This window comes from Paenibacillus sp. sgz302164 (genome assembly GCF_056120505.1).
Window position 1 is genome coordinate 29161 of record NZ_JBVYOL010000023.1, and the last position, 23809, is coordinate 52969.

27 protein-coding genes are annotated in these 23809 nt (G+C 52.5%); 17 read left to right on the forward strand and 10 right to left on the reverse strand.

Features of this window, described 5'->3' with window-relative positions:
* Positions 1 to 38 precede the first annotated feature (38 nt).
* The 3 genes from AC0LWT_RS29700 to AC0LWT_RS29710 all read left to right on the forward strand — a co-directional run bounded on the left by AC0LWT_RS29700 (position 39) and on the right by AC0LWT_RS29710 (position 1475).
* The gene (locus AC0LWT_RS29700; protein ID WP_474684894.1) at positions 39 to 587 is read left to right on the forward strand and encodes a superoxide dismutase family protein; all 549 of its coding nucleotides are present in this window, start codon (positions 39 to 41) and stop codon (positions 585 to 587) included.
* A gap of 20 nt (positions 588 to 607) precedes the next feature.
* Positions 608 to 1117 carry a hypothetical protein gene (locus AC0LWT_RS29705; RefSeq protein ID WP_474684895.1) on the forward strand — a complete coding sequence of 170 codons (510 nt, stop codon included), beginning with the start codon at positions 608 to 610 and terminating at the stop codon, positions 1115 to 1117.
* A 187-nt stretch (positions 1118 to 1304) separates the two neighbouring features.
* Positions 1305 to 1475, forward strand: a complete 171-nt coding sequence (locus AC0LWT_RS29710) for a hypothetical protein (RefSeq protein WP_474684896.1) — start codon at positions 1305 to 1307, stop codon at positions 1473 to 1475.
* Between the two features lie 246 nt (positions 1476 to 1721).
* Here AC0LWT_RS29710 and AC0LWT_RS29715 read toward each other — a convergent pair whose 3' ends face one another.
* On the reverse strand, positions 1722 to 2150 hold the full coding sequence (locus tag AC0LWT_RS29715; RefSeq protein ID WP_474684897.1) for a CBS domain-containing protein: 429 nt from the start codon (positions 2148 to 2150) through the stop codon (positions 1722 to 1724).
* 138 nt (positions 2151 to 2288) lie between these two features.
* Here AC0LWT_RS29715 and AC0LWT_RS29720 point away from each other — a divergent pair, with 138 nt between their 5' ends.
* Positions 2289 to 2729: a GNAT family N-acetyltransferase gene (locus tag AC0LWT_RS29720; RefSeq protein ID WP_474684898.1), complete on the forward strand. Its 441-nt coding sequence runs from the start codon at positions 2289 to 2291 to the stop codon at positions 2727 to 2729.
* On the opposite strand, the gene AC0LWT_RS29725 is transcribed toward AC0LWT_RS29720, so the two are convergent.
* The 3 genes from AC0LWT_RS29725 to AC0LWT_RS29735 all read right to left on the reverse strand — a co-directional run bounded on the left by AC0LWT_RS29725 (position 2726) and on the right by AC0LWT_RS29735 (position 5616).
* Positions 2726 to 4351, reverse strand: coding sequence for an ATP-binding protein (locus AC0LWT_RS29725; RefSeq protein WP_474684899.1), 1626 nt, complete (start codon positions 4349 to 4351; stop codon positions 2726 to 2728). The two genes, AC0LWT_RS29720 and AC0LWT_RS29725, sit on opposite strands and share 4 nt — an antisense overlap.
* Before the next feature lie 193 nt (positions 4352 to 4544).
* Positions 4545 to 4820 carry a DUF3892 domain-containing protein gene (locus AC0LWT_RS29730; RefSeq protein WP_474684900.1) on the reverse strand — a complete coding sequence of 92 codons (276 nt, stop codon included), beginning with the start codon at positions 4818 to 4820 and terminating at the stop codon, positions 4545 to 4547.
* 43 nt (positions 4821 to 4863) lie between these two features.
* The gene (locus tag AC0LWT_RS29735; RefSeq protein ID WP_474684901.1) at positions 4864 to 5616 is read right to left on the reverse strand and encodes an MBL fold metallo-hydrolase; all 753 of its coding nucleotides are present in this window, start codon (positions 5614 to 5616) and stop codon (positions 4864 to 4866) included.
* 145 nt (positions 5617 to 5761) lie between these two features.
* On the opposite strand from AC0LWT_RS29735, the gene AC0LWT_RS29740 reads away from it, so the two are divergent.
* Positions 5762 to 6256 carry a CcdC family protein gene (locus AC0LWT_RS29740; RefSeq protein WP_474684902.1) on the forward strand — a complete coding sequence of 165 codons (495 nt, stop codon included), beginning with the start codon at positions 5762 to 5764 and terminating at the stop codon, positions 6254 to 6256.
* Here AC0LWT_RS29740 and AC0LWT_RS29745 read toward each other — a convergent pair.
* Positions 6251 to 6418, reverse strand: coding sequence for an aspartyl-phosphate phosphatase Spo0E family protein (locus AC0LWT_RS29745; protein WP_474684903.1), 168 nt, complete (start codon positions 6416 to 6418; stop codon positions 6251 to 6253). The genes AC0LWT_RS29740 and AC0LWT_RS29745 overlap by 6 nt on opposite strands.
* Positions 6419 to 6526: 108 nt before the next feature.
* Here AC0LWT_RS29745 and AC0LWT_RS29750 point away from each other — a divergent pair, with 108 nt between their 5' ends.
* The 3 genes from AC0LWT_RS29750 (at position 6527) to AC0LWT_RS29760 (ending at position 8528) form a co-directional block, all read left to right on the forward strand.
* Entirely contained in the window at positions 6527 to 7411 is an 885-nt protein-coding gene (locus tag AC0LWT_RS29750) for an alpha/beta hydrolase (RefSeq protein WP_474684904.1), read from the forward strand.
* Between the two features lie 84 nt (positions 7412 to 7495).
* Positions 7496 to 8125 carry a stalk domain-containing protein gene (locus AC0LWT_RS29755; RefSeq protein WP_474684905.1) on the forward strand — a complete coding sequence of 210 codons (630 nt, stop codon included), beginning with the start codon at positions 7496 to 7498 and terminating at the stop codon, positions 8123 to 8125.
* Positions 8126 to 8216: 91 nt separating this feature from the next.
* A complete protein-coding gene (locus AC0LWT_RS29760; RefSeq protein WP_474684906.1) occupies positions 8217 to 8528 on the forward strand; it encodes a DUF1292 domain-containing protein in 312 nt (103 codons plus the stop codon).
* A gap of 92 nt (positions 8529 to 8620) precedes the next feature.
* Here the strand turns inward: AC0LWT_RS29760 and AC0LWT_RS29765 are convergent, their stop codons facing one another.
* Both AC0LWT_RS29765 and AC0LWT_RS29770 read right to left on the reverse strand, forming a co-directional pair.
* Positions 8621 to 9040 (reverse strand): DUF1885 family protein, encoded by a 420-nt coding sequence (locus AC0LWT_RS29765; RefSeq protein WP_474684907.1) that lies wholly within the window; start codon positions 9038 to 9040, stop codon positions 8621 to 8623.
* Between the two features lie 165 nt (positions 9041 to 9205).
* Entirely contained in the window at positions 9206 to 10675 is a 1470-nt protein-coding gene (locus AC0LWT_RS29770; protein WP_474684908.1) for an aminotransferase class I/II-fold pyridoxal phosphate-dependent enzyme, read from the reverse strand.
* Between the two features lie 173 nt (positions 10676 to 10848).
* Between AC0LWT_RS29770 and AC0LWT_RS29775 the strand changes: the two genes are divergently transcribed.
* The 3 genes from AC0LWT_RS29775 to AC0LWT_RS29785 all read left to right on the forward strand — a co-directional run bounded on the left by AC0LWT_RS29775 (position 10849) and on the right by AC0LWT_RS29785 (position 14323).
* Complete coding sequence (locus AC0LWT_RS29775) at positions 10849 to 12123, forward strand: MFS transporter (RefSeq protein ID WP_474684909.1); 1275 nt, start codon at positions 10849 to 10851, stop codon at positions 12121 to 12123.
* Between the two features lie 34 nt (positions 12124 to 12157).
* Positions 12158 to 13333 carry an MFS transporter gene (locus AC0LWT_RS29780; protein ID WP_474684910.1) on the forward strand — a complete coding sequence of 392 codons (1176 nt, stop codon included), beginning with the start codon at positions 12158 to 12160 and terminating at the stop codon, positions 13331 to 13333.
* A 753-nt stretch (positions 13334 to 14086) separates the two neighbouring features.
* On the forward strand, positions 14087 to 14323 hold the full coding sequence (locus AC0LWT_RS29785) for a LacI family DNA-binding transcriptional regulator (RefSeq protein ID WP_474684911.1): 237 nt from the start codon (positions 14087 to 14089) through the stop codon (positions 14321 to 14323).
* 99 nt (positions 14324 to 14422) lie between these two features.
* Here the strand turns inward: AC0LWT_RS29785 and AC0LWT_RS29790 are convergent, their stop codons facing one another.
* Together AC0LWT_RS29790 and AC0LWT_RS29795 are read right to left on the reverse strand one after the other, a co-directional pair.
* Positions 14423 to 15124 carry a hypothetical protein gene (locus AC0LWT_RS29790; RefSeq protein WP_474684912.1) on the reverse strand — a complete coding sequence of 234 codons (702 nt, stop codon included), beginning with the start codon at positions 15122 to 15124 and terminating at the stop codon, positions 14423 to 14425.
* A gap of 106 nt (positions 15125 to 15230) precedes the next feature.
* Positions 15231 to 15860, reverse strand: coding sequence for a YktB family protein (locus tag AC0LWT_RS29795; RefSeq protein WP_474684913.1), 630 nt, complete (start codon positions 15858 to 15860; stop codon positions 15231 to 15233).
* Between the two features lie 325 nt (positions 15861 to 16185).
* On the opposite strand from AC0LWT_RS29795, the gene AC0LWT_RS29800 reads away from it, so the two are divergent.
* Both AC0LWT_RS29800 and AC0LWT_RS29805 read left to right on the forward strand, forming a co-directional pair.
* Positions 16186 to 17031, forward strand: a complete 846-nt coding sequence (locus AC0LWT_RS29800) for a stalk domain-containing protein (RefSeq protein ID WP_474684914.1) — start codon at positions 16186 to 16188, stop codon at positions 17029 to 17031.
* A 475-nt stretch (positions 17032 to 17506) separates the two neighbouring features.
* On the forward strand, positions 17507 to 18103 hold the full coding sequence (locus AC0LWT_RS29805; RefSeq protein ID WP_474684915.1) for a hypothetical protein: 597 nt from the start codon (positions 17507 to 17509) through the stop codon (positions 18101 to 18103).
* Positions 18104 to 18575: 472 nt separating this feature from the next.
* Here AC0LWT_RS29805 and AC0LWT_RS29810 read toward each other — a convergent pair whose 3' ends face one another.
* Positions 18576 to 18818 (reverse strand): hypothetical protein, encoded by a 243-nt coding sequence (locus tag AC0LWT_RS29810; protein ID WP_474684916.1) that lies wholly within the window; start codon positions 18816 to 18818, stop codon positions 18576 to 18578.
* A gap of 302 nt (positions 18819 to 19120) precedes the next feature.
* Between AC0LWT_RS29810 and AC0LWT_RS29815 the strand changes: the two genes are divergently transcribed.
* The 4 genes from AC0LWT_RS29815 to AC0LWT_RS29830 are packed head-to-tail and all read left to right on the forward strand — an operon-like array spanning position 19121 to position 23787.
* Entirely contained in the window at positions 19121 to 20128 is a 1008-nt protein-coding gene (locus AC0LWT_RS29815; protein WP_474684917.1) for a LacI family DNA-binding transcriptional regulator, read from the forward strand.
* A 15-nt stretch (positions 20129 to 20143) separates the two neighbouring features.
* A complete protein-coding gene (locus AC0LWT_RS29820; protein WP_474684918.1) occupies positions 20144 to 21415 on the forward strand; it encodes a nickel pincer cofactor-dependent isomerase, group 22 in 1272 nt (423 codons plus the stop codon).
* Positions 21412 to 22986 carry a gluconokinase gene (gene gntK, locus AC0LWT_RS29825; RefSeq protein ID WP_474684919.1) on the forward strand — a complete coding sequence of 525 codons (1575 nt, stop codon included), beginning with the start codon at positions 21412 to 21414 and terminating at the stop codon, positions 22984 to 22986. Before AC0LWT_RS29820 ends, gntK begins: the two co-directional genes overlap by 4 nt.
* Positions 22987 to 23019: 33 nt before the next feature.
* A complete protein-coding gene (locus tag AC0LWT_RS29830; RefSeq protein ID WP_474684920.1) occupies positions 23020 to 23787 on the forward strand; it encodes an SDR family oxidoreductase in 768 nt (255 codons plus the stop codon).
* Positions 23788 to 23809 lie beyond the last annotated feature (22 nt).

Sequence of the window (23809 nt, forward strand, 5' to 3'; positions counted from 1 at the left end):
GTTTTTGCAAATCCCAAGACGCAGGAGGTCAATCGTCCGTGAATTCGACAAAATTATTGTTGGCCGCAAGTGCCATGCTGCTTACGATAAGCGGTTGCCAGAGTGTGAAAAGTGTTTCTGTCAAGGAGGCGGGGCAGCCCGCTGAAATTCAGGTGTCCATGATCGGAACGACCGGGCAAAAGATCGGTTCGGTGAAGCTGCAGTCCGTAGCGGATGGAGTTCGGATTCAGCTTCAGGTCAGCGGATTGAAACCGGGTATGCACGGTTTTCATATTCATGAGAACGGCGTGTGCGAAACTCCGGAATTTACTACCGCTGGCGCCCATTTCAATACGTATAAGAAAGAACATGGATTCCTGAATCCCAAGGGAACGCACGTAGGCGATCTGCCAAATTTGGCGGTGGATGCGCAGGGAAACGGCCAAATGGACGTAACGACAAAGTTGGTCGTTCTTCCTCAGGACAAGCCTAACTCGCTCTTGAAGCCCGGCGGTACAAGCTTGATTATCCATGAGCAGGTCGATGATTTCATTACAGACCCATCAGGCAATTCGGGCAAACGAGTCGCCTGCGGCGTTGTGAAATAAGCAAAGGGGCGATTATGATAATGATCAAAACTCAAGACTTGAAGCTGCAAATGGACGAACTGACCAAGCAAAATGATATGATGCTTATCGAACTGGAGCAGATGAAAAAAATGTTACAAAACAGCGGACAGGACTCGCAGAACGGGCAAAATCAGGATCAAAACAGCGGCGGGCAGCAGCAAGCGTCAGGTAACAACAGCCAGTCGCAAGATCAGGCCGGTTGTCAGGACCAGCAGAATCAGTCAAACCAACAAAATCAGCAAAACCAGCAAAATCAACAAAATCAGCAATCGAATCAAAGGAACGGCGGCGGAAACCAGGTGTCGGATTTGGCGTACGAGCTGCTGAAAATTAAAGATCTTGTGGAAAAATTGGAGCAAAAGACGGCGCAATACGTTTGCAACCAGTCCAGCGGGGCGATGACGGAGAAGGACGCCGTAAATTTGGTGCTCACCCTGATGAACGGCATGGTCGATTGGGCCAGTGAATTTGTTTCATCCAAAAATTCGTCTTCCGGCCAATTGCAATAAGACAAAGGAACCGCCTGCGCGGTTCTTTTTGTCGAAATGGCAAGTATTCGATCAAGATTTCTTTATATTGGATTGATTTATTTTTTAGGAGTTTCGACAATATGCACTTATTTACAGGAGCTGGAATGATGGTTAAAGTATAGGGTAGAAAAAGAGAATAGACAAACCATTAAACGAGGTGCGGATCATGAGAGAAATGGATATCAGTAAAGTAATAAACCAGTTAGGGCTGCATATGGCCGATTTCGGGCGGTGGCTGAGTGAGGAAGAAGAATCGGACAACAGCGACATTCCGACGCCGCCTGTACAGCCCTTCGCCAAGCCGATGCCGTCTGAACCGGTGAAATTTCCTCAATAAGATGCCGTCATATCGAAGCTGCAGCTGCGGAATCGGGCTTCTTTTCTTCTGCATTGTTCCTCAGCGGCAACCATTCTTTCGCTGTCCGTCGTTGTTTCATTCCTCGCACATCCTGCTTTCCACTCAGTAAAAAACCTATCATTCTTATCCAATTATATCGATTGCCATTATTACATACGTTTTTTTGGTGACCGCAATATGCAAAAATAAAAACAAAGCCGACTTGGGAGGCCGGCTTCATTAGCTTTAATGCTCTGCCGCGGCAGAAGGAGATCTGAACATCTGTTTGGCGCAATATTCGATGATATCGCTTCTGCGCACGATGCCGATAAATTTATCCGCGTCATCGACGACAGGAACGAAGTTTTGCACTTTGGCCAGTTCGATTAAATCTTCCATATCCGCGTGGATATGAACCGGTTTGTTGTTCATTCGCAGCGGCACTTCCTGCAGGAGGTGCCGGTGAGCGTTCTCGAAGCCGATGCCTTCGGAATTTTTGAGAAACCAGAGCAAGTCGCCTTCTGTAACGGTCCCGACGTAGTGGCCGTTCTCGGAGAGGATCGGAACTGCCGTGTACCGATGGTATTCCATGCGTTCCAGAATTTGACGCAGCGTTGTCTGCATAGTAGTCGTAATAACTTCAGATTTGGGTAGTAGGAAGAAGGCTATATTCATTGACAAAACTCCTTTTTGCAAGCTCATACTCTCATTGTATCAAAAAGTGGGGACAGAATCTAAACCGGCGGCGAAATCGCCGCTTGCGGCAGTCCCGGCAATGAGATAAGCTGGACTTTGGAAAGGAAGGTGCGTCACATGACAGAAACGATTCACGTAACGAACAAGGAACAACTGCAGTCCTGTTTCGATATCCGGATGAAAGTATTTGTAGAGGAACAGCAGGTTCCCAAACATTTGGAAATGGATGAGAAGGACGAGTCTCACGAAGCAAGCCATCATTTTCTTCTTCTCGAAGGTGGACAAGCTGCCGCGACAGCGCGTTGGTATATGTATGCGGAAGGAATCGCCAAATTGCAGCGGATTGCTGTTCTTGCGGAACACCGCGGCAAAGGCCTGGGCAAGGAGCTTGTCCTTGCGATGGAAGAGCACGCGAAAGAGCTGGGGTGCGTCTCCGCGATGCTGGATGCCCAATGCCAGGCGGAGGGCTTTTATGCGTCGCTGGGCTATCATGTCGTTTCGCCCGAGCCGTTTGACGATGCCGGCATCCCGCACGTCAGCATGCAAAAGCCGCTTTAAATATAAGCGGCGTGGTCCAGCGGAGCGCTTTGATTCGAAGCGAGCGGGAATGTAATAATAAAGCGGGTGCCTTGGCCGACCTGGCTCTCCACTTCCAGGGTCCCTTCGTGATCCTGGACAATTTTGTAGCAGATGGACAAGCCAAGCCCTGTACCGCTTTCTTTTGTCGTGTAAAAAGGATGAAATATTTTTTCCTGCAAATCGCTCGGAATGCCAGGCCCGTTGTCCTCTACGACGAGTGTCGCATGCTTCTGGTCGGCAGTGAGCTGCAGCCGGATCAAGCCGTTTTCCGTGATGGCCTCGCATGCATTTTTCACCAAATTGAGAATCAACTGAATCATTTTATCCTGATCCATAACGACATATACGGGCGTGCCCGGTATGTTGTAGCTTAAAATATGCCCCAGCCTGGTGGCTTCAGACTCCGTCAGCGAAACGACCCGAGCTACGCACTCATGCAGCGAGTGGATGCTGAACTGTGTGGAATGCGGCTTGGAAAACTGCAGAAATTCAGCCGTAAGCTCACTCATTCGATCGATTTCGTCCATAATCATTGAGTACCAGCTTTCGATATTGTAATCGTTTGCTTTAGAAATTTGCAAAAAACCGCGGATGGTCGTTAACGGATTACGTATTTCGTGGGCCATACCGGAAGCCAATTCTCCCACTACCCGCAGCTTTTCCGACCGCAGCATATGCTCCTCGCGTTTTAGCCACACTTCCCGTTTCTTCAAAAATAAATGGTGCTCGGCCATAAGTATCAGATCATCCTTCGTCTGTCCTTCAAACGGATAGGTAGCGATGCCGTATGTAATTTGGATGCCCGTCAGCTTGGGAAGCTCCGAATCGAGCTGCAGTTTGTAGGAGGCGACATTGTTTTTGTGGTTGCCGTCTTGCAGCGGCATGACGACCGCAAACTCATCTCCTCCGTACCGGGCGACGATCAGAGCGTCAGAGAACAAAATTTTCAGCAGCTCGGCGATTTGCTTTAAAATAAAGTTGCCGGCCTGGAAACCGCGCGCCGTATTCATGGACTTCAAGTCATAGCAGTCGATCAAAATGAGCGCCAGGCTGCTTTTTTCGGCAACAAGCTCTTCCAGACGGCGGTGGCATTCCTCGTAGTTGTACAGCCCGGTCAAGGAATCCCGCGTCGAGAGTCTTGTCCGCTCTTTCCTCAGAAGCTCCGTCTGTTTCGCGGCGGATCGATTGGAGCGGGTCAATGCAAAAGCGGACGCGAAATGCAAACAACCGCTGACGGCAAACAACCAGAGCAAGCCCGGACCGTAAGCGCCAGTCATATTGGCGGCAATTGCCATATAAACGACTGTATAAGCGGCTGCTAACGGCCATGCCGCACGCCTGCGCTCTTCCTTGCCAATATCCCGGGACATGGAAAGCAGGTACAGCGCCAGCGCTATATTTTGCTGTGCAGCCCAGTGAAAGCCGCCTATTAACAGCAGGCGAACCCAGGGGAGGGCGGCATGCCGATTGTTTAGATGCAGGCTCGACATATACAGAACGCAGCACAAAATAACAGGAGCGGGATGAATGGCGCTATTTGTCACAAATGCATATACGCACATAACACCGGCATAAGCGTAAAGAATACAGTTCAAGATCACGATATCATCTCCTGAGTGCATGTATGACATTATGTTAAAAACAGGGAATTCGGATGAGCAATATGTGTAATGTTCTCTATAGACAAGTAAATACCTGCATGACGATAGTAAATATTAGTAAATAAAGGCGGATTTTCTCGAAAAAAAGAACCCGCGAGCCGAAGTCTCTGCGGATTCTTGTTTTAAAACCAAACTAGAATGTAGGTAAATTGTCCAAATTGTTATCGGGATTGCCGTCGGCGTCCGAACGCAAATGTTCATCGCCGTCCCGGCCCCTGAATACGTTGACATGTTCAATCTGTCCGGCTTTGGCCATCTGCTGCGCCTGTTTGTAATCGACGACGGCTCCCGACGACAATTGCAGTTGGACGATGTCGCCGTCCCCGTTTTTGCGTACGGCTACGACTTGCTCTTTGCCGGATTGCGCGGCAGCGCCGGTTTTTGCCGAAGTTGGGTCAAAAGGGTTCATTTCAATCGCCTCCTCTGTATAGGATGGCTGGAAGGCGGTGTTTTTATTCGGATAAGTTCACGATTTGATGCTGGCGCACAAATGTCATACGGCCTGTTTTGCCGATGTAACTCTCCATGGTGTCGTTGTAATGCATCAAATAAATGCGCTGCTGAATGTCGTCCGGAAGTGTCAGCAATTGATCGAGCGTAGCGTGGATCATCGGCGTCCCGCTAAGCTGGCAGTCGTGAAAAATAACGGTGCACTTCCGTCTGCCTACGACCTCGTCCACGATCAGGCTGCGGTCAAATTGAATATCGGCGCTGTAAAAAGCATGATGGTTAATAAATATGGAATAACTCGGTTTATCCGGTATGTGCGGTGTCTGTATCATTTCGATGTGAAGTCCGGGAAATATCGGGGTTGGCACGGAAGCTTCGACGATCACGACTTCGAAATAGTCCGATAGGCCGACGCATCCCGCGCTCGGGTTATACATGCCGCCTTTGAGCGTATGCTCCCACAGCGTTTCGGCGACCGGCTGCGTGACAAACAGCTTGATCCGTTTCTTGTTATAATCGTAAAATAAACGAAAAGCGATCTCTTCCAGACCGAAAACATGGTCCGCATGTATATGTGTAATGATAATCCCGTCAAGTTGGTCCGGGGCAATCCCTAGCTGATAAAGCGATTGGGGAGTCGAGTAGCCGCAATCAATGAGCACCTTCTGACGATCGTGAATGATCAGCGCACTTGTATTATAATAGTTTTTTGCAAATGCACTGCCGGTGCCTACCATTTGAATTTGCAAACTCATTCATTCGCCTCCAATATTCGACAAAAAAGCCTCTTTTTCTAATGTAGCATGGGAGCTCGAACAATTTCAACCATTATGTAAAATGACTTTTGAACAATAAGGGACGATGTTATAATGGAGGGAAAGCAGATTGGAGGGATTTCAGATGACTTATGCACTAAGTTCTCATTTGCATGCTGTATCCCTGTTCGGGTCTCTTGGCATGGCATTGATGGTAATGCTGGTCAGAATGCGGGCTTCTTCGAAGCCGGTCAACGCTATGAAAATCATCATGCCGCCGATCGGGATGAGCACAGGGTTTATGATGTTCATTGCACCGGTCACAAGAATTCCCGTGGAATGGGGGATCGCTTCTTTTTTGGTCGGCGCGCTGCTCTTCTCTTATCCGTTAATCAAGACGTCGAACATGTACGTCCAGGACGGCCACGTGTATATGAAGCGCTCCAAGGCATTTGTGGGGATATTGCTTGTTCTGCTGGCGGTCAGATTCGCGCTGCACGGTTACGTGGAAGAGTGGATCACGATTTATCAAACGGGGGCTGTTTTTTTCGTGCTTGCATACGGAATGCTGCTTCCATGGCGCATTTACATGTATATGCAATTCCGCAAGCTTACCGTTAAAAACGGCGGAAGCTTATGAAGCGGCGATCTGTTTCATCTGCTTGACGATCAGCTTGTCCAGTTTTTGGCTGATTTCGATGACTTGGGGATGGTGAAGATTGTATTTGTAAGCGGCGGCGGTTGCCACCAGCTGTTTTTTTAAACGGTCAATTTCCATGTCGAGTTTCGTTGAACAGGCCATTTCAGTAAGTCCTCCTAGTAATTGCCACTTTTATTGTAAGTTTACATGATTCATTAGGTAAATGGTACTACAATTTATTGCTTTTTGATGAGGTGTTGAGAGTCGGGCATGTTGATGTGGACAATTGGAAGTTTATTTCTCCTGGCTGCGGCGGGAAGCGTCGCTATTTCCGCCCATGTTGGGTGGCGTCTTACACACCCCGCGCATAAGCCTGTCGACGATTCTCCGGCTGCATACGGCCTGTCGTTTCAGGATATTGCCTTTGAAAGCAGAACGAAAGACGCGAACCTGCGCGGATGGTTTTTGCCGGCTTCGTGGCCTGATGCCCGGATGACGATCATTTTAGCCCACGGATACGCGGGGACACGGCTGGAAAAAAGTCTTCCCGCGCTGGCTCTCGCCCGGTCGCTCGTACAGGCCGGCTATCACGTTCTCATGTTCGATTTCCGCAACTCGGGGCTATCGGAAGGCTCGATGACGACCGTGGGCTTTTTGGAAAAACAGGACCTGCTGGGCGCCATCGATTGGACCAAGCGGCATGTGCCGGGTGCGATCGGTCTGATCGGCTTCTCGATGGGAGGCAGCGCCTCTATCCTCGCAGCGGCGGAGGAGGACTCCGTTGTGGGCGTCGTTGCCGATAGCCCCTTCAGTCAGCTTCGACCTTACCTTCGGGCGAATTTGCCGGTCTGGTCGAAGCTTCCTCATTATCCTTTCACCCCGCTCATACTGACGATTTTGCCGCGGATGACGGGCATCGACCCGGAGCGGGTGGATGCGCTTGCAGCCGTGGACCGCGTCAGCCCGAGGCCGATTTTGTTCATCCACAGCCGGAATGACGGCGCTATTCCTTATACCCATAGCGAGGCGATGTGGAGCAGGAACAGACACTCGTCCCAGCTGTGGCTTACGGAAAAAGCCGGACATGTCGGCTCGTACAAGCTTTATCCTTCCGAGTATACGAACCGGGTTCTCGCTTTTTTTTCAAATTTATAAAAACGGACGCAACTCTTCCCATCATCCGGAGTATAAAGATGCAGACAGGAAGACTACTAACGAGAGCTGGAGGGGTTAAGAGGGATGAAAGGGATGAAAGTTCAGCGTATATTTGCGTTGATGCTGGTGTTTTTTATTCTTAGTACGGCTACTGTGGTGGCCTCATCGATATGGGGGAATTATGAGGGATTCAGCATTGCGCGGTTGGTCGTCAACGACAAAACGGAAGAGTTTTCCGATTCGGATGTGCCGCCGCTCATTATTAACGGCAAAACGGTTCTGCCGCTTCGCTCGCTGACGCAGTCGCTGCAAGCGCTGGTGAAGTGGGACAACACGAACAAGACCGTGTCTTTGTACAAACCGAACGTGCATATGTTCTTTACGACGGAAGTGCGGAAGGATTCGTCGTTCGTGCCTTTTGGGGTCGTGGAGAAAGGCAAGAAAGCCGATATGATCATCGTCTTCGCGCAGGTTGACAACCTCAAAACGAACATCAATTCCGTCCAGGTATCGATCATCTCCCCGAGCGGGAACAGCGTGGTAGACCCTGTGGTCAAAGATATTACGGAGGTCAAGGATTCGTTCTGGCTCAAAGTTCCTTTGTACAACGTTTCGTTTGACGAGTCCGGAAACTATTTGGTCAAGTTTGCCATGCGGCAGGAAGGCTCTTCCGATTACAACGTCGTTTCGGAAAAGCAGATCCAGTCCAATTAAGAGCGGGTCCGCAAACTGTGGTTTGACCTCTCCTATCGAAAATGTTACCATGATTGGGAAACCAATTATTTGATGAAGAGAGGTTCTGCCTGTGAGCGATCATAAACACGATCATGTACACGGCCCAGACTGTGATCACGATCATGAGCATGGGGAAGATATTTTTATCGTCACCGATGAGGACGGTAAAGAGCATGAGATGGTGATGGTGTACACCTTCCAATCTCAAGAACAGGCCTATGCCGTATTGTTGGATCGCAACGATCCTGAGGCAGACGGGGTCATTTTCCGTGTCGAAGAAGAAGACGATGAAGCTTACCTCGTCAATATCGAGGACGAAGCGGAATGGGAACGTGTCGTTACCATTTACAACGAAATTATAGCTCAAGAAGCTGACGAGTAAAAACGATACATAAAACCCCCTTTCAGAGCGAGCGAGTTCTGAAAGGGGGTTTCTCATTATATCCTGGACACTTGACATTCAGCCGGTTTGCGTCATTTCCGGGGGTTAAAATACATGATTCTTCCGTTAAACAAGTGAAGTTCGGCTTTCAACTGACGACCCAAATATTTGCTGAATTCGTTGCCTTTGCTTTTGTCGCCATGAGTCGCGTTATCCGGCAAAACGATCTGCACAAAATGGCGCCCCTCGTCCTGGGAGCCTTCGCTGCCGACGCCGACGACGATATATTTGTACAGCGGATTCGTTCCTTTGAGGTAAAACCATTTGCCGTCGCCTTCCGGCTTCGTTTCGATCGTGTAGGGAAATCCCGCCTCGTCGTATTCCCAGCCGAGCTGCTTCGCCGTAAGGGCAAGCTGTTCCCGGTAATGAAGCAGTTTCTCCTTGACCTCGTCCAAAGAAAGAGCGGAGACGGCAGAGCCTGCCACGAACTTGATATAAGCGCTTTGAGCCATTGTTTTGCGACCTCCTAAGAGTTTTCCGAAGGAAAACTTGCGTCGTAAGCATATGCTTTGAGTTTTCCGAAGGAAAACTTGCGTCATAAGCATATCAGCACATCAACAACATCATAGCACCATGTAAACGGTTTTACAATATTTATCCAGCACGATTGCGCGCGTTTAGAAAATGGCCTGCGTCTCCACGATGACTTTGACGTTTTGCACACTGCGATCTTCCGGGCCCTTGACGGGAAGACCGACTTCGACGTGCTCGACGATGTAATCGATCAGCTCCTGCGTGATGACTTCCCCCGGCAGAAGAATAGGGATGCCCGGCGGATAGACGTAAATGAACTCCGCGATAATGCGGTCGGCGGCTTCCTTGAAAGGAATCGTTTCCGTTTCCCCGTAGAACGCATCCCTTGGAGTCAAGGTCAGCTGCGGGATGGCCGGAATTTTGACCACTACTTCATGGATGTGGCCGCTGCCGTCATGCACGGTGGACAGCTTGCTCAGCGCCTCGATCAAAGAATCGATGTTCTCTCTGGTGTCCCCCGGCGTGACCAGGCAAAGAATGTTGTACATATCGCTCATTTCCACTTCAATGTTGTAATTGTCGCGGAGCCAGTTCTCGACTTCGAAGCCGGTAACTCCCAGCTTGCGGACGTGGACCGTTATTTTTGTCGGATCGAAATTAAATGTAGCTTCATCGCCCAAAATTTCGTCGCCGAAGCAGTAGAGACCCGGAATTTCATTGATTTGCTTTCTCGCGTAATGGGCAAGATCCAGCGCATGCTGTGCCATGGAGCGGCCATTCAGTGCCAAATGTCTGCGCGACGTATCGAGCGAACCGAGCAAAATATAGGAGGTCGAAGTTGTAGTCAGCATGCTGATGATCGTCTGGATGCGCTTCGGATTGATGCGATTGCCCTGCACGTTCAAAACGGAGCTTTGCGTCATGGAGCCGCCGAGCTTGTGCACGCTGGTCGCCGCCATATCCGCGCCCGCTTTCATGGCCGACACCGGAAGCTGGTCGTGAAAATGAATGAGCACGCCGTGCGCTTCATCCACAAGAACAGGCATGTTGTAGCTGTGGACGAGCTCTACGATTTCGGTCAAGTTCGTGCAGACGCCATAGTAAGTAGGATTAATAACGAGTACCGCTTTTGCGTCAGGATGCTTTTCAAGCGCTCTGCGGACGGAGCGGGTCGTAATGCCGTGATCGATCCCGAGATTTTTGTCGCGGGCAGGCGAAATGAACACCGGCTTCGCGCCGACGAAAATAATAGCCGCAAGAACGGACTTATGTACGTTGCGCGGAATAATAATTTTATCTCCTTCGGAGCAGACGGTCATAATCATCGTCATAATGGCTCCGCTTGTCCCTTGCACGGAGAAGAACGTGTGATCCGCCCCATAGGCGTCGGCGGCAAGCTTTTGCGCTTCTTCGATCACGCCCATCGGTTGATGGAGGTCATCCAGAGGTGCTATATTGATGAGGTCGATGGACAGGGCATTGTCCCCAATAAAGGAACGAAATTCCGGGTCCATGCCGACTCCTTTTTTATGGCCAGGAATATGGAATTGAATCGGATTTTTCTCGGCATGCGCCAGCAGTGCGGAGAACAGGGGGGTACGGTTATGGTCCACCTGATTATCGCTTCCCTTCTATAGTGGATTTGCTTGTCGATCTTTGCAACAAACAAAATGAGTATAACAAAATAGAGATTTCATGCAAGTGAAATTTTTGAAAATAGTTTGCACGCCTTGCGGCAAAACTAACAGGAAAGATCGGAAACGTCGGGAGAAGGAGCGGCAATCCCATGAATAGTTTGAAAAAATGGAAAAAACAGCGTTTGTTTTCGCCGTTTGTACTGGAACTATTGATCATTATGTTCGTGGTCGAATTTGTGAAAGGCGCTCTGCTGCTGACGATTTTGCCGGTCTATATGAAAACGGCCCTGGGCGCTTCCGCTTTCGTTATCGGCTGGACGCTCGCTGCCCAGTATATTGGAGATAATGTGCTGCGCACCCCTGTTGGATGGATCATCGACCGATTCGGCTATCGGACGGTGATGCTGACGGGAGTCCTGCTGACATTCGTCTCCGTCGTGCTCATTGCGACTACGTCCGCGTACATCTGGACGATTCTGGCTTGCGCACTGCTGGGCTTCGGCACGGCTCCGCTGTGGCCGTGCGTCATTACAGGTACGACGGAGGTGGCCGGCGACGAAGCGAAGGGAACGATTATGAGCGTCGTCTATGTGGCTTGGCTGTCCGGCGTCGGACTCGGTCCGGTGGCGATCAACTTTTTTATTGCGGACCATAATTTCCGTCCGGCCTTTCAATTAATTATCGGCTGCATGACCCTAGTCGTACTGGTTGCCCTGCTGCTGCCCGGAAGACCAGCGGCGGGAGGGAAGACGGCGAGAGGGCGGCAAGCGCCGGAGAAGGGCGAAGGAGCGGCGCACATGCCCGCTAATCGCGGTAGCCGGCCGGAAAGAGCGGCGGCCTATATGCGCGAGGTCAGGCAATCGATGACGGTCAGCCCGCTGCTGTTTCCCGCGATGTTCGCGCAGACGTTCGCGCTCGGCATCCTTACGCCGATCTTGACGCTGTATGCGCGGGAAGTTTTGAAGCTGTCTTCGTTTCAATACAGCATGTTTTTGATCGCCGGCGGGGCGGTGACCGTGCTCTTTTTGATCCCGATGGGCAAGCTCGTCGATCGCATCGGCATTCGCCCTTTTCTTGTCGCGGGCTTTTCCCTGAGCGCAGCCAGCCTGCTGCTGTTCACCTACGCGCGGGGGATGGGGCTGCTGTATGTTCTCGTCGCCGTGCTGGGCATCGGCTACGCCCTGATCATTCCTTCCTGGAACGCGTTGATCGCATCGGCGATCCCTCCCGAGAAAAGAGGGGCGGTTTGGGGATTTTTCCTGACGATCGAAGGGCTCGGCATGATCATCGGACCGATCGTATCCGGCAAGCTGTGGGACATTTACGGATACCATGCGCCGTTTTTGCTGAGCGGCTCGGTTCTCATTATTTTGCTTGTTCTTCAAAAGTTCATTTCCATCGGAAAAAAAGGTATGGTACGATAATGGAAAATGCTGCAATTGGAGGAAGACTGGCAACATGAATAAACAAATCGGAATTATCAGCCTGCTGCTTATTACGATATTCATTGGCTTCGGCATCATCATTCCCGTACTTCCGGAAGTCGTGGTCGGGGCAGGAGGAGACAAATTTCACAACGCGCTGCTGCTATCCGTCTATTCGGCGGCGTCTTTTCTCATGTCTCCTGTGTGGGGAGCCATGTCGGATCGCATCGGCCGCAGACCTATCATCATGATCGGCTTGGTCGGCTTTTGCGTGAGCTTTTTAATATTCGGCTTTGCCGGCGGCCATCTGTGGATCATGTACGTATCCCGCATCTTGGGCGGACTGTTCTCCGGCGCGGCCACCGCTTGCGCAGTCGCCTATGTCGCCGACATTACGACAGCCGAGAACCGGACGAAAGGAATGGCGATGGTCGGCATGTCCATCGGGCTGGGATTCATTTTCGGACCGGCGCTGGGCGGGATTTTGAGCCGCTGGGGGCTGGAGCTGCCTTTTTTCGCATCGGCCGGTTTATCGTTCGTTTCTCTCGTATTCGCTTACATGGTTTTGAAAGAATCGCTGCCTGCGGATCAACGCGCCGCCGCGGCCAAGGAGAGCAAAGTTTCCAGATGGACGGCGTTTGCCGGATCGCTCAAATATTTGTATGTGCTGTCGTTTTTCGTTACGTTTACGCTTGCCGGGTTGGAAGCGACATTGCAGTATTTCCAAATGGAAAAAATCGGCGCGACGCCTTTTGACATCGGCATGATGTTTCTGGCGAGCGGCATTGTCGGGGCGCTGATTCAAGGCGGCGTCGTGCGGAGGCTGGTGAAAAAAGGGGCCGAACAGCGCGTAATCGCGATCGGGCTCATTTTGTCCGCAGCGGGGTTCTTCCTGCTGCTGTTCTCGACAAGCGTGGTGAGCGCCGCGGTGTATTTGTCCGTCTTCGGCGCAGGCAATGCGCTGATCCGGCCTTGTGTCACTTCGCTCATTACGCAGCGGACGAAGGTCGGGCAGGGCGTAGCGACGGGCTTAAGCTCGTCGATGGACAGTCTGGGCCGCATCGCGGGGCCGCTGCTGGGCGGGGCTGTGTTCGCGCTTGACCGGGCGCTGCCGTTCCTGATCGGCGGCGTGCTGTGCTTGGCCGCGACGTTGCTTTTGCAGCGCTTCGTGCTGCTGGACCGCCGTGCGGCGGCGGGGCAGACCGCGTAGCGAAGCCGGGGAAGCCGTGCCTGTAGCGCAGCACCGCGGCGCGCGGTGCGGCCGGCCCGCCGTTCGGGCGGTCGGTTCGGCGGGCCTGGCCCGTTACCGGCCTGTGCGGCCCGAATGGCGCGATCGGCGGGCTCGGCCCGTTGCCGGCGCGGGGGAAAGTCTGCAAAAGTCACAAAAGTCAGACTGTTGGAAAACCCGCCCGCCAGAGCGGATGCATCTATTCGGTTATGCGCAGAAAGCCTGCAAAAGTGCAGCTTTTTGCTTGTTAAGACGCGCGTAATGGGAAATTCCTGCAAATGTGCAGGAATTTCAGCACATTTCTGCGCTCAAACCCGTTTGAGTCGAAAATTCCTGCACAATTGCAGGCTTTTCAGCCAAATGAACTACTTTTAAAGATAAAGCCTGCACTTTCGCAGGCTTTTTGGCATTTCTAAGCGGTTCAGGCCCCTTCCGGCTGCGGCAACAAAGGGGCGTGTTGCAGCGGGCTGAACCCAATGGCTCGGGGCCAGAATGGCGTTTGCCGAGCTGTTGCAAGCAGATGTGCATCGCTAACGTTATGCAGCCCCATTCAGCGTCATGCCCGCAGCCATAACGCGAGCCCGCGATGCCCGCAGGCGTACCGCGTGGCCGCGATGCCCGCAGCCCGGAGGGCGATTTCTTACCTGCTCCCTAGAAAGGCGTAGAGTTTTTCCGCTTAATGGTGTACAATGTTGGCACAAAATGAAGGTTCCAGTGAAAAGGAAAGTGTCAGCGATGAAGCCAACTATTTATGATACTGCCAAAGCGACAGGGGTCTCGAAGGCTACCGTATCCAAAGTCATCAACAACACGGGCAGTATCAGCGATAAGACGAGGAGCAAAATTCACCGGATTATGGACGAGCTGAAGTATCAGCCGAACAGGCTGGCATCTGCGATGAAGGGCAACGGCAATGTGCCGGATGAATCCAGCAGATACATGCTGGAAAGAGTGAAAAAAGAATTGACATAATGAAAGGCTGCCCCGCGGTCGTCGGACCTTGCGGGGCAGCCTGTTTGTTCGCCGCGGTAGCCCGGAATCGGTACGCGGAGAACCGTTGTAAACGGCGGCTTATTGTTTGGGACCGTCATTTTTTTTGCAATTGATCATCTTCTCGATGGAAGGAGTGAGCTGATCCTTGATCGTTTGGACGAGCTTGTCCTTCGAAATGCCTTTGGCCGCGGCGATTTCGGCCAGCGATTTGCCGGCTTTAAGCTCGGATTTCAGCTCTTCCCGGCTCATCCCCAGCGACAGGGCGAGCTTCTCGGAGTCCGGCTTCATCATGCCGTGCATGTGCCATTTGCCGTGATCGTTCATCTTGTCGAACAAATGCTTCTCGTTCAAGATGGATTTCAGATGCTCGGGGAGCTTTTGCTTCATATGCTCGCCCTGGTCGGCCGTCATCTTGCCGTCCTTGACCGCGGCATCGATTTTGCCGGAGCGCAGCGTCTGCAGCTTGGCGGTCAGATCGGCTTCGCTGATGCCTTTGGCCGCGGCCACCTCGGCAATGCTTTTGCCGCTTTGCAGCAATTTGATCATGGTTTCTTTATTGACCCCGATCAAGGAAGCGGCCTCTTCCACGATCGGCCACTTTTTCCCGTGCCTGTGGTGTGCGGTCTCATCTTTGCGCTCGTCGCCCGCCGCCTTCGCAGCCGGGGCCGCTTCCGTCTGCGCGCTGACTGTGCGGCCTTCGGCATAGACCGTGCTTGCGGCGAACATCACGGAGCAGGCGATGGAGCCGACGATCAGCTTTTTCATAAAAGCTTGTTTCATCGGTCGGAATACCTCCTTTCTGTACGGAAATCGGAATTACAGCACTTAGTCTGTACAGAAAGGATAAATTTTACTTGAATGGAACCTTAATCTAACTTAAATTTTGTCAGGCTTGGACGGCAGTCCGGTAGAGCGGAATGAGGCTTTCAAAAGTTTGCTTGATCAGCTGTTCCAGCTCGACAGGCCGCTTCAGAACCGGTTCGCTCGCGGCAAGATTGCGTCCGATCAGCAGCTCGGCCTTTTTCACATCGCGGAAGCGGCTTAGCGCTGCTGTCCATTCACTGCGGTCCAATTGCGACACGGCTACCGTATCTTTTTTCATATGATCGAAAGACAATACGAAATCGCTCGGCACTTCTTTTTGCAGCCGGTCCAGCTGCCCCAAATAACGCTCGGCGATTTTGTCTTTGTTCGGAAGCTCGTAAATGAGCGCGAGCCAAATGAAAAGCCGGTCGTCAAACAGGCCGACCTGAAAATGCGGCACCTGCTTGTAGCCCCGTTTGTTCGGGCAAATCGCCAGCCATGTATCGACAGGCGGATTGACGGTGCGCCGCGCGTGCTTGGCTATATGCAAAAACATCTCCGTGCCGGACAGCAGGGACAGATCCTCGCACAAGGAGTCGCCCAGCGCCTTGAATTTGGGCTGAACCCGCTCGCGAATGGCCTCCATTCGGCCGTCCAGGCCGGCAATGGCAAATGTATCGAAATCGTGCTCCGTAAATCCGCTGAAATTCATCGTGTATTCCTCTCCTGTTGACACTTTTTTCACTCATTCTAATGCAAATTGCCAATTCCTGCAATGATCCGTACATAGCTCATGCATAGGCCGCGGAGCGCCTTGGCGGCCGCTTCGCAAGCAATAGGAGCCCTGCAGTCGGAGCTGCTTTTGTACATAACTTCAACAGAGTTCACCCGTCAGACTCCAGGGACGTTTGAAGCATTGCCCGGGGAAAGTCACTGGCGTTTTGGAGCTATTTTGTTGGAAAAAGCAGGAGAATGGCGATTTATGGCGAATTATTTCCAGACATTTCATTACTTTGCAGACAGGAGAAGCTAATGCTATGAGAGTAAGCAAATGGACGAAATTTGCGGTTGTCGGTACTTTGATGGGCACCTGTTTTACGGCGGGCGTGTATGCCCAGGATGTTTTGGAGCGGGTGGACGCTTATTTGCGCAAGGATTTTCAAGTTGTCGTAGACGGGAAGCAGGTGGCGCTGGCAAATCCCCCTTTGATTTATAACAATACGAGCTACTTGCCGGTGAAAGAATTGGGAACGTATTTGGGCGCGATCGTAAATTGGAAGGAAAGCAACAAAACGATCTACGTCAACAGCCGCAAATACCCTGAGCAGACAACGGACGGAACCGATACGCAGTATACTGAAATCGTGCTGATGAGCCCTTATGCGCAATATTTCACTTATTTGGGCGCACAATATCCCGTTTTGATCAACATGACGGATCAAGGCTACTTTTACCGGTTAAAAGATGTGAAAAGAATGGGCGTTGACGTCGGCGGGCTTCATCTGGCCAAAGAGAAGTATACCGGGGATTTTTACGTGAACGAAAAAGAACTGAAACCGAAGTGGCAGGAAACGCCGCAGCCTGCGTACGTGCCGGAGCCGGTTGTCTTCACCGAAGAGGAGGACGACCTTAAGCGCAAAGCCATTTCCGATTACATCGAGGGCATCCGGAATTACGAAATAAACAAGGTGTCGTATTCGACGACGCCGATTATTATCGATGCCCTCCCCGAAGAAAATACGTATGACTTTTTAATGAGCGAGAACGGGCATTTTTTCCGCACCAAGCTCAAACTGACGAAGACGATTGAAATTAACAGTTCCAAGGCGTATACCGTAGGAAGCACGTCCAAAGAAGATATTCAGGCTTCCAAGCTTAATTGACGGACCCGGCGTATCAAAATATGGGCACCGAAACCGAAGACCGTCTAGATCGAATATGTCAACCGGGACCAGGGTGCTCTCGAGCCCGGCTGATCGGCGGCTTTATGCCCGAATATGGAGGCAAAAGATTTTCGAATTTCATGCCGCAAAAGCGGGCCATTGACGCCATTGAACGAATAGCCTCCGGGCAAACCCTCGGCGATATGCGGCTGCACATGGGAGTGCCGGCGCTGTTTGCCTGATTTTGTTTGGCGTCAGGGCGGCGATTTTGCGGCCTGGCGGCGGGGAAGCAAGCTGAATAACGGGCCTGTCCGATTATCGGGCGGGCCTTATTAATTTTTGTACGTTTTGCCTTAAAAAAATGTCAATAATCCAAGTTGCTAAAACATAGAATTCATAATAAGATAAAGATAAGAGGATAAGTTGTCTGAATATTTAGTCAAAGACGTGCCAATAAAATATGGAGGGGATTGCCGTGAGCAAGAGTCATGAAGTAGAATACTGCAACCTAGAGTTACGATTTGATCGCCGGCTAATCCGGAATTTTATCAAAGCGCTTATTCAGGAAGGATATTCGCTCTACTGGAATGAAAGTGAACTGCAGTTCATCATATCGATTCGTACGGGACGCAAACTGATCAAGCTGAAATTCGAGCGAATCGGGGAGAAGTATAAAATTGTAGGGAACTACTCCTTTAAGGATGAGAAGCTTGCTGAAATGATGGAGAAGCTGATCGGGGACACCCGCGGGCATGCCGTAGTGAAGCGGTTTAAAGACAGACAAATATTGATTGAAAACATCATGTTCGGCGAAATCATCCGCATGGTGGAGATCAGCGGCATCGAGCATAAAGTGCTGTATCAAAAAGAACCTGTCGTCACGGTGGAAGAAGTGATGCAGGCGCTGCGATCCAAACGAACGGATGAGAGAATCCCGGTCCTGCGCATGGAAATGGATTACGAGCTGGCGACGCTGTTTGACGCCATGGCTTCCGGCGATCAAAAGACGGCGATGGAGAGCAAGGCGAAGCTTGCGGAAATGAGACAAGAGATGATTTTGCTGGAGATGTGACGATGAATATAGGAAGCACATGATGGGAGAGCCTGTATCTGGAAGATGCGGGTTCTCCTTTTGCGTTTGAAAAATGAGCCGCGACCCGCTGAAAGTTGCCCACCTGCAGCCGGCTGCGTCCGCCTGCCGGGAGCAAATCTGTATCTGCGTGTGGGGAAGCCTGCCTACAGCAAATTCGCATCTGGGGGCGGGAAAGCTTGCCCGCAGCATATCTGTATCTGCGTGTGGGAAAGCCTGCCTACAGCAAATTCGCATCTGCGGGGGCGGGGAAACCTGTCCACTGCAAATCGGCATCTGCGGGCGGGAATATCTGCCCAAAGCCAATCGGCATCTCCTGGAGTGGGAAAACCTGCTCATAGCCAATTGGTTTCTCCGCGAGCGGGAGAACTTGCCCATAGCAAATTCGCATCTGCGGGCGGGAAAACTTGCTCAGTCGGAAGGCTCCCCTGCTTGAGCGCCGGTGCCTCGTGGGTTAGGCACAGAAAACCTGCAAAAGTGCAGGTTTTTGCTCTTTGATGCGCCTGCGGTGGGAAATTTCTGCAAATCTGCAGGCTTTTCCGTTAATATGCAGGGCTTGGCCCGATTTTCCCGGAAATTCCTGCACAATTGCAGGCTTTTCGCCCAAACGAGCCGTTTCCATCGAAAAAGCCTGCACTTTTGCAGGTTTTCCAGCGGGGGCGGCTCGCCAGGCTGCAAAGCCTGCACTTTCAAGCACTTTCGCGGGCTTTCCGAGCTGGCGCTCAAGCCAGGCTGTAAAGCGTGCACTTTCAAGTGCTTTTGCCGGCTTTCCGAGCGGGCGGCTCGCCAGGCTGTAAAGCGTGCACTTTCAAGCGCTTTCGCAGGCTTCGCGAGAGGCGCGGTCGCGCACGGCACCTGCGTTCAACATGCCCCAATAAGCGCATGGTCCACTTGAGACAGGCGCTTGTTTGCATTCCGGGAAACAGCGGAATTTTCCGCGTGAAATAGGTATTGTTAACGTGTGCATGGATGTGCTATGCTGGAGTCAGAGGTGAGCGAATGAGCGTTACGATCAAAGATATTGCTCGTCTTGCAGGCGTTTCCCATACGACGGTTTCCAGAGCGCTGAACGACAGTCCGCTCATCAATGAGGAGACGAAGGAACGGATTCGCGCGATGGCTGAGCAGATGGGGTATTCGCCGAATTTTAGCGCGAAAAGTTTAGTGCTGGACCGGTCTTATAATTTGGGGCTCTTTTTTACGACGCTTAGCCAGGGAACTTCCGCCGGATTTTTTTATGAAGCGATTCGCGGGGTGAACAGTGTCATTCAGGACCGGTATCAATTGATCGTCAAAGGGATTGACGATTACACGAGCTTCCATACGATTACGCGCCGCAATTTCGACGGCATTATCGTAGTCAGCCAAAGCGATGACGATCAGCGATTGATCGAGCACGCGTCAGGCAAAGGCATCCCGATCGTCGTGTTGAACCGGCCGGTCGACACTCCCGGCGTGCTCAACGTGCTTTCCGATGAAGAGCAGGGCTCTTTTCATGCCGTTTCCTATCTGATTGAGCAGGGGCATGAGCGCATTGCCTTGATCGAAGGGCGCGCAGGCTTTAAATCGGCGGAAAACCGCCAGGCGGGTTTTGAAAAGGCGATGCGGCATTACCGGATTCCGGATAATCCGAATTACAAGTTTCCGGGGCTGTACGATCTGGAAAGCGGTCACCAAGCCATGAAGCGGTTTCTTGAGCTGGAAGAGCGTCCTACGGCGGTATTTTGCTGCAACGACCAGATGGCTCTCGGGGCTATGAAAGCTGTATCGGAAGCTGGGCTGCGCGTGCCTGACGACATTTCCGTGCTCGGCTTTGACGATACGGAGTTTGCGGCTTACGTGACTCCGGCGCTCACTACCGTTCGCAGACCGATCGAACAAATAAGCAAGGAAGGCGCCGTCCGGATCATCGACATGATCGAGCACAAGCAGTCCGAGACCGCCGCGCTGTTTTTAAAAACCGAACTGATTGTGAGAGAATCCGTTCGCAGGGTGCAGAAGGCGTAAGAGAGGGGAATAAGGATGAGCATATTAAGAGAATTATTAAAAGACATACCCATTCCGCAAATGGTAAAAATCCGTCAAAAATTCGACGGCGCGCGGCTGGAAAACCCGGAGCTCGAGCTCCGCGGCAAGCTGTATGAGAGCGGAGTGCTGGACACGATCCAGCCTGGACAGCAGGTCGCCGTAGCCGTCGGAAGCCGGGGAATCGCCAATATCGCGGGATTCACCAAAACGACGCTCGATGCGATCAAAGAGCGCGGCGCGCACCCGTTCATCGTGCCCTGCATGGGCAGCCACGGCGGGGCGACGGCGGCCGGCCAGGCGGAGGTGCTGCATCACCTGGGCATCTCCGAAGAAACGATGGGAGCGCCGATCCGCTCCTCGATGGAAGTCGTGCAAATCGACCAACTGCCGAACGGCCTGCCTGTGTATGTGGACAGCATCGCTTCGGAAGCGGACGCGATCGTCGTCATTAACCGCGTGAAGCCGCATACGGCGTTTCGCGGACGGATCGAAAGCGGCATCATGAAGATGATCGCGATCGGCCTGGGCAAGCAAAAAGGCGCCGAAGCGTGCCACCAGCTCGGCTTCAAGTACATGGCCGAGAACGTGCCGGCGATGGCGAGAATTATGATCGACAAGCTGCCGATCGTATTCGGCGTAGCGCTTGTCGAGAACGCCTACGATCAGACGTGCAGGGTGGAGGTGCTGCCAGCCGCCGAGATCGAGGCGAGAGAAGAAGGCCTGCTGGTCGAAGCGAAGGCGCGGCTGCCGAAAATTTTATTTGACGAAATTGACGTCCTTCTTATCGATTATATCGGCAAAAACATCAGCGGCGACGGCATGGACCCGAACGTGACCGGACGTTACCCGACGCCTTATGCGCACGGCGGGCCGGAAGTAGCCAAAATGGTCGTTCTGGACCTTACTCCGGAGACAAAAGGGAACGCCAACGGTGTAGGAACCGCCGATTTTACGACGCAGCGGCTTGTCGACAAGACCGATTTGGCCGCGACCTATGCGAATGGGTTGACTTCGACCGTGTGTGCGCCGACGAAGCTGGCGACTACCCTCGAGAACGACTACTATGCGATTAAAGCGGCGGTTAAAACATGCAACATTTTGGATTACATGAAGTGCAAGCTTGTTCGCATTCAGGACACCCTGCATTTGGGGGAAATCGAAATTTCGGTCAACTTGCTTGAAGAGGCGAAGTGGCATCCCGATATCGAGGTGCTGACTGAGCCTTACGATCTTGTATTTGACGCAGAAGGGAATATTAGCAAATGAGTCAGCTTTCAGCAGCGAAGCCGTATATTTTAGCGGCGGATATCGGCACGACCAGCACGAAGACGCTCATCATTGACAGAGAGGGCAAGGTGAGAGCATCGCATTCGATCGAATACCCGCTGTTTACGCCTGCCCCCGACCGTGCGGAGCAGGATCCGCGGCAAATTTTCGATGCGGTTGTCACAGGGATCGGAGCTGTGGTCAGCAAGCTGGGCATTCGCGCTGAGGAAGTGCTCTGCGTTTCTTTCAGTTCTGCCATGCACAGCTTTATTGCGGTCGACCGGCAGGCGGAGCCGCTTACGCCCTGCATCACCTGGGCCGATAACCGCAGCGCCGGCTATGCGGAGGAGCTGAAGCGAAACGGCCTGGGGCAAGCTGTATATTCCCGGACGGGCACGCCGATTCATCCGATGTCGCCGCTATTTAAATTGATGTGGTTTCGCGACCACGAGCCTGAACTGGTCAGCCGGACATACAAGTTCGTCGGCATTAAAGAATATGTCTTCGCCAAGCTGTTCGGCCGTTTTCTGATCGACCACTCGCTCGCCAGCGCCACGGGACTGTTCAATTTGGAACGGCTGGACTGGGACGAGGAAGCGCTCGGGCTGGCGGGCGTGACGGGGGAGCAGCTGTCTGAGCTTGTGCCTACGACATACCGGGTGGAAGGGATGAAAGCGGAATACGCCGAAGCGATGGGACTGTCGCCGGAGACGCCGTTTATTATCGGCGCTTCCGACGGCGTGCTGGCGAATCTGGGCGTCGGCGCCTTCGAGCCGGGCGTCGTTGCGGTTACGATCGGCACGAGCGGCGCCGTCCGCAGCGTCGTGCCGCGGCCTGTGACCGATCCTGAGGGCAGGCTGTTCTGCTACGCCCTGACCGAAAATTTCTGGGTCGTCGGCGGCCCGATCAACAACGGCGGCATTGTGTTCCGCTGGGTCAGGGACCAGCTGGCCACGCTGGAAGCGGAGGAAGGCCGGCGGAGCGGCGGCGATCCATACGACAAGCTGACCGAGCTGGCCGCTCAGGTGCAGCCGGGCTCAGGCGGCCTGCTTTTCCTGCCGCTGCTTTCGGGAGAGCGGGCGCCTTACTGGAACGCGAACGCGCGTGGTGTTTACTTCGGGCTGACGCTCAGCCACGAAAAAAAGCATATGATCCGCGCCGCTTTGGAAGGCGTCATGTTCAGCATCAACTCCGTAGCCGCTTCCCTGGAAGGGCTGATGGGACCCGCCGCGGAAATCCGCGCATCTGGCGGCTTTGCGCGCTCGGCGTTTTGGCGGCAGATGCTTGCCGATATGACGGGCACGCAGGTCGTCGTGCCCGATTCGATCGAGAGCTCGGGTATCGGAGCCGCTTTGCTGGGGCTTTTGGCGATGGGAGAAATCGAGGATTTGTCCTATGCGCATAACTGGATTCGGGTAGGCAGGGCTCATGAGGTGAATGAAAGCGATTATCGCGTATATAAGCAATTGACATCTATTTATACAAGCGTATATCATCAATTAAAAGATCAATTCGATGCGATTACCGCTTTTCAACAGCAGAACCTCCTGAGCCCTCCTGCAAAAATATAAAACAGCTTTTCACTATTGAGGAGGGCAAAGACAATGAACTTATTTGATCTTACTGGGAAAACAGCCGTAATCATCGGCGGAAACAGCACGCTTGGAGGCGTCATGGCGACAGCTCTGGGCGGACACGGCGCGAAAGTCGCGGTCGTCGGCCGCAATCAGGAGAAGAGCGAGCAGGTGCGTCAGCGGATCGAAAGCTCCGGCGGAGAAGCGAAGTGCTTTCCGGCGGACGCCACCAAACGCGAAGATTTGGAGCTGCTGCTCAAGGAAGTTTTGGCGTGGACCGGCCGTGTCGATATTTTGATGAATTGTCCGGGCAAAAACAGCGCTACGCCTTTCTTTGACATTTCCATGGAAGAATGGGATTCTATTATGGAGGTTAATTTGAAAAGCGTCGTGTTAGCCTGCCAGGTGTTCGGGAAACATATGATCGACCAAGGAGAGGGCGGAAGCATTATCAACATATCGTCCGTTTCTTCCGATCCGCCGCTTTCCCGTGTTTTCACTTACTCAGCCTCCAAGGCGGCCGTCAACAATATTACACAAAATCTGGCCCGCGAGTTCGCTCCGAGCCGGGTGCGTGTCAATGCGATCATTCCGGGCTTTTTCCCAGCGGAGCAAAATCGTAAGATCTTGTCCCCGGAACGGGTGGAATCGATCATGCGGCACACGCCGATGAATCGTTTCGGCGAAGCGGAAGAACTGCAGGGAGCGGCCGTATTCCTCGCTTCGGAGCAGGCATCCAGCTTCGTAACCGGTGCTGTCTTAAGAGTGGATGGCGGTTTTGGCGCGATGACGATTTAAAACATATTTAATCGGAAGGGTG

Excerpts from the sequence above, each read along its gene's own strand:
- AC0LWT_RS29705 (WP_474684895.1), top strand. The coding sequence starts at position 608 with ATGATCAAAACTCAAGACTTGAAGCTGCAAATGGACGAACTGACCAAG.
- AC0LWT_RS29710 (WP_474684896.1), top strand. The coding sequence starts at position 1,305 with ATGAGAGAAATGGATATCAGTAAAGTAATAAACCAGTTAGGGCTGCAT.
- AC0LWT_RS29715 (WP_474684897.1), bottom strand. The coding sequence starts at position 2,150 with ATGAATATAGCCTTCTTCCTACTACCCAAATCTGAAGTTATTACGACT.
- AC0LWT_RS29720 (WP_474684898.1), top strand. The coding sequence starts at position 2,289 with ATGACAGAAACGATTCACGTAACGAACAAGGAACAACTGCAGTCCTGT.
- AC0LWT_RS29730 (WP_474684900.1), bottom strand. The coding sequence starts at position 4,820 with ATGAACCCTTTTGACCCAACTTCGGCAAAAACCGGCGCTGCCGCGCAA.
- AC0LWT_RS29735 (WP_474684901.1), bottom strand. The coding sequence starts at position 5,616 with ATGAGTTTGCAAATTCAAATGGTAGGCACCGGCAGTGCATTTGCAAAA.
- AC0LWT_RS29740 (WP_474684902.1), top strand. The coding sequence starts at position 5,762 with ATGACTTATGCACTAAGTTCTCATTTGCATGCTGTATCCCTGTTCGGG.
- AC0LWT_RS29745 (WP_474684903.1), bottom strand. The coding sequence starts at position 6,418 with ATGGCCTGTTCAACGAAACTCGACATGGAAATTGACCGTTTAAAAAAA.
- AC0LWT_RS29750 (WP_474684904.1), top strand. The coding sequence starts at position 6,527 with ATGTTGATGTGGACAATTGGAAGTTTATTTCTCCTGGCTGCGGCGGGA.
- AC0LWT_RS29755 (WP_474684905.1), top strand. The coding sequence starts at position 7,496 with ATGAAAGGGATGAAAGTTCAGCGTATATTTGCGTTGATGCTGGTGTTT.
- AC0LWT_RS29765 (WP_474684907.1), bottom strand. The coding sequence starts at position 9,040 with ATGGCTCAAAGCGCTTATATCAAGTTCGTGGCAGGCTCTGCCGTCTCC.
- AC0LWT_RS29775 (WP_474684909.1), top strand. The coding sequence starts at position 10,849 with ATGAATAGTTTGAAAAAATGGAAAAAACAGCGTTTGTTTTCGCCGTTT.
- AC0LWT_RS29780 (WP_474684910.1), top strand. The coding sequence starts at position 12,158 with ATGAATAAACAAATCGGAATTATCAGCCTGCTGCTTATTACGATATTC.
- AC0LWT_RS29785 (WP_474684911.1), top strand. The coding sequence starts at position 14,087 with ATGAAGCCAACTATTTATGATACTGCCAAAGCGACAGGGGTCTCGAAG.
- AC0LWT_RS29790 (WP_474684912.1), bottom strand. The coding sequence starts at position 15,124 with ATGAAACAAGCTTTTATGAAAAAGCTGATCGTCGGCTCCATCGCCTGC.
- AC0LWT_RS29795 (WP_474684913.1), bottom strand. The coding sequence starts at position 15,860 with ATGAATTTCAGCGGATTTACGGAGCACGATTTCGATACATTTGCCATT.
- AC0LWT_RS29800 (WP_474684914.1), top strand. The coding sequence starts at position 16,186 with ATGAGAGTAAGCAAATGGACGAAATTTGCGGTTGTCGGTACTTTGATG.
- AC0LWT_RS29815 (WP_474684917.1), top strand. The coding sequence starts at position 19,121 with ATGAGCGTTACGATCAAAGATATTGCTCGTCTTGCAGGCGTTTCCCAT.
- AC0LWT_RS29820 (WP_474684918.1), top strand. The coding sequence starts at position 20,144 with ATGAGCATATTAAGAGAATTATTAAAAGACATACCCATTCCGCAAATG.
- gntK (WP_474684919.1), top strand. The coding sequence starts at position 21,412 with ATGAGTCAGCTTTCAGCAGCGAAGCCGTATATTTTAGCGGCGGATATC.
- AC0LWT_RS29830 (WP_474684920.1), top strand. The coding sequence starts at position 23,020 with ATGAACTTATTTGATCTTACTGGGAAAACAGCCGTAATCATCGGCGGA.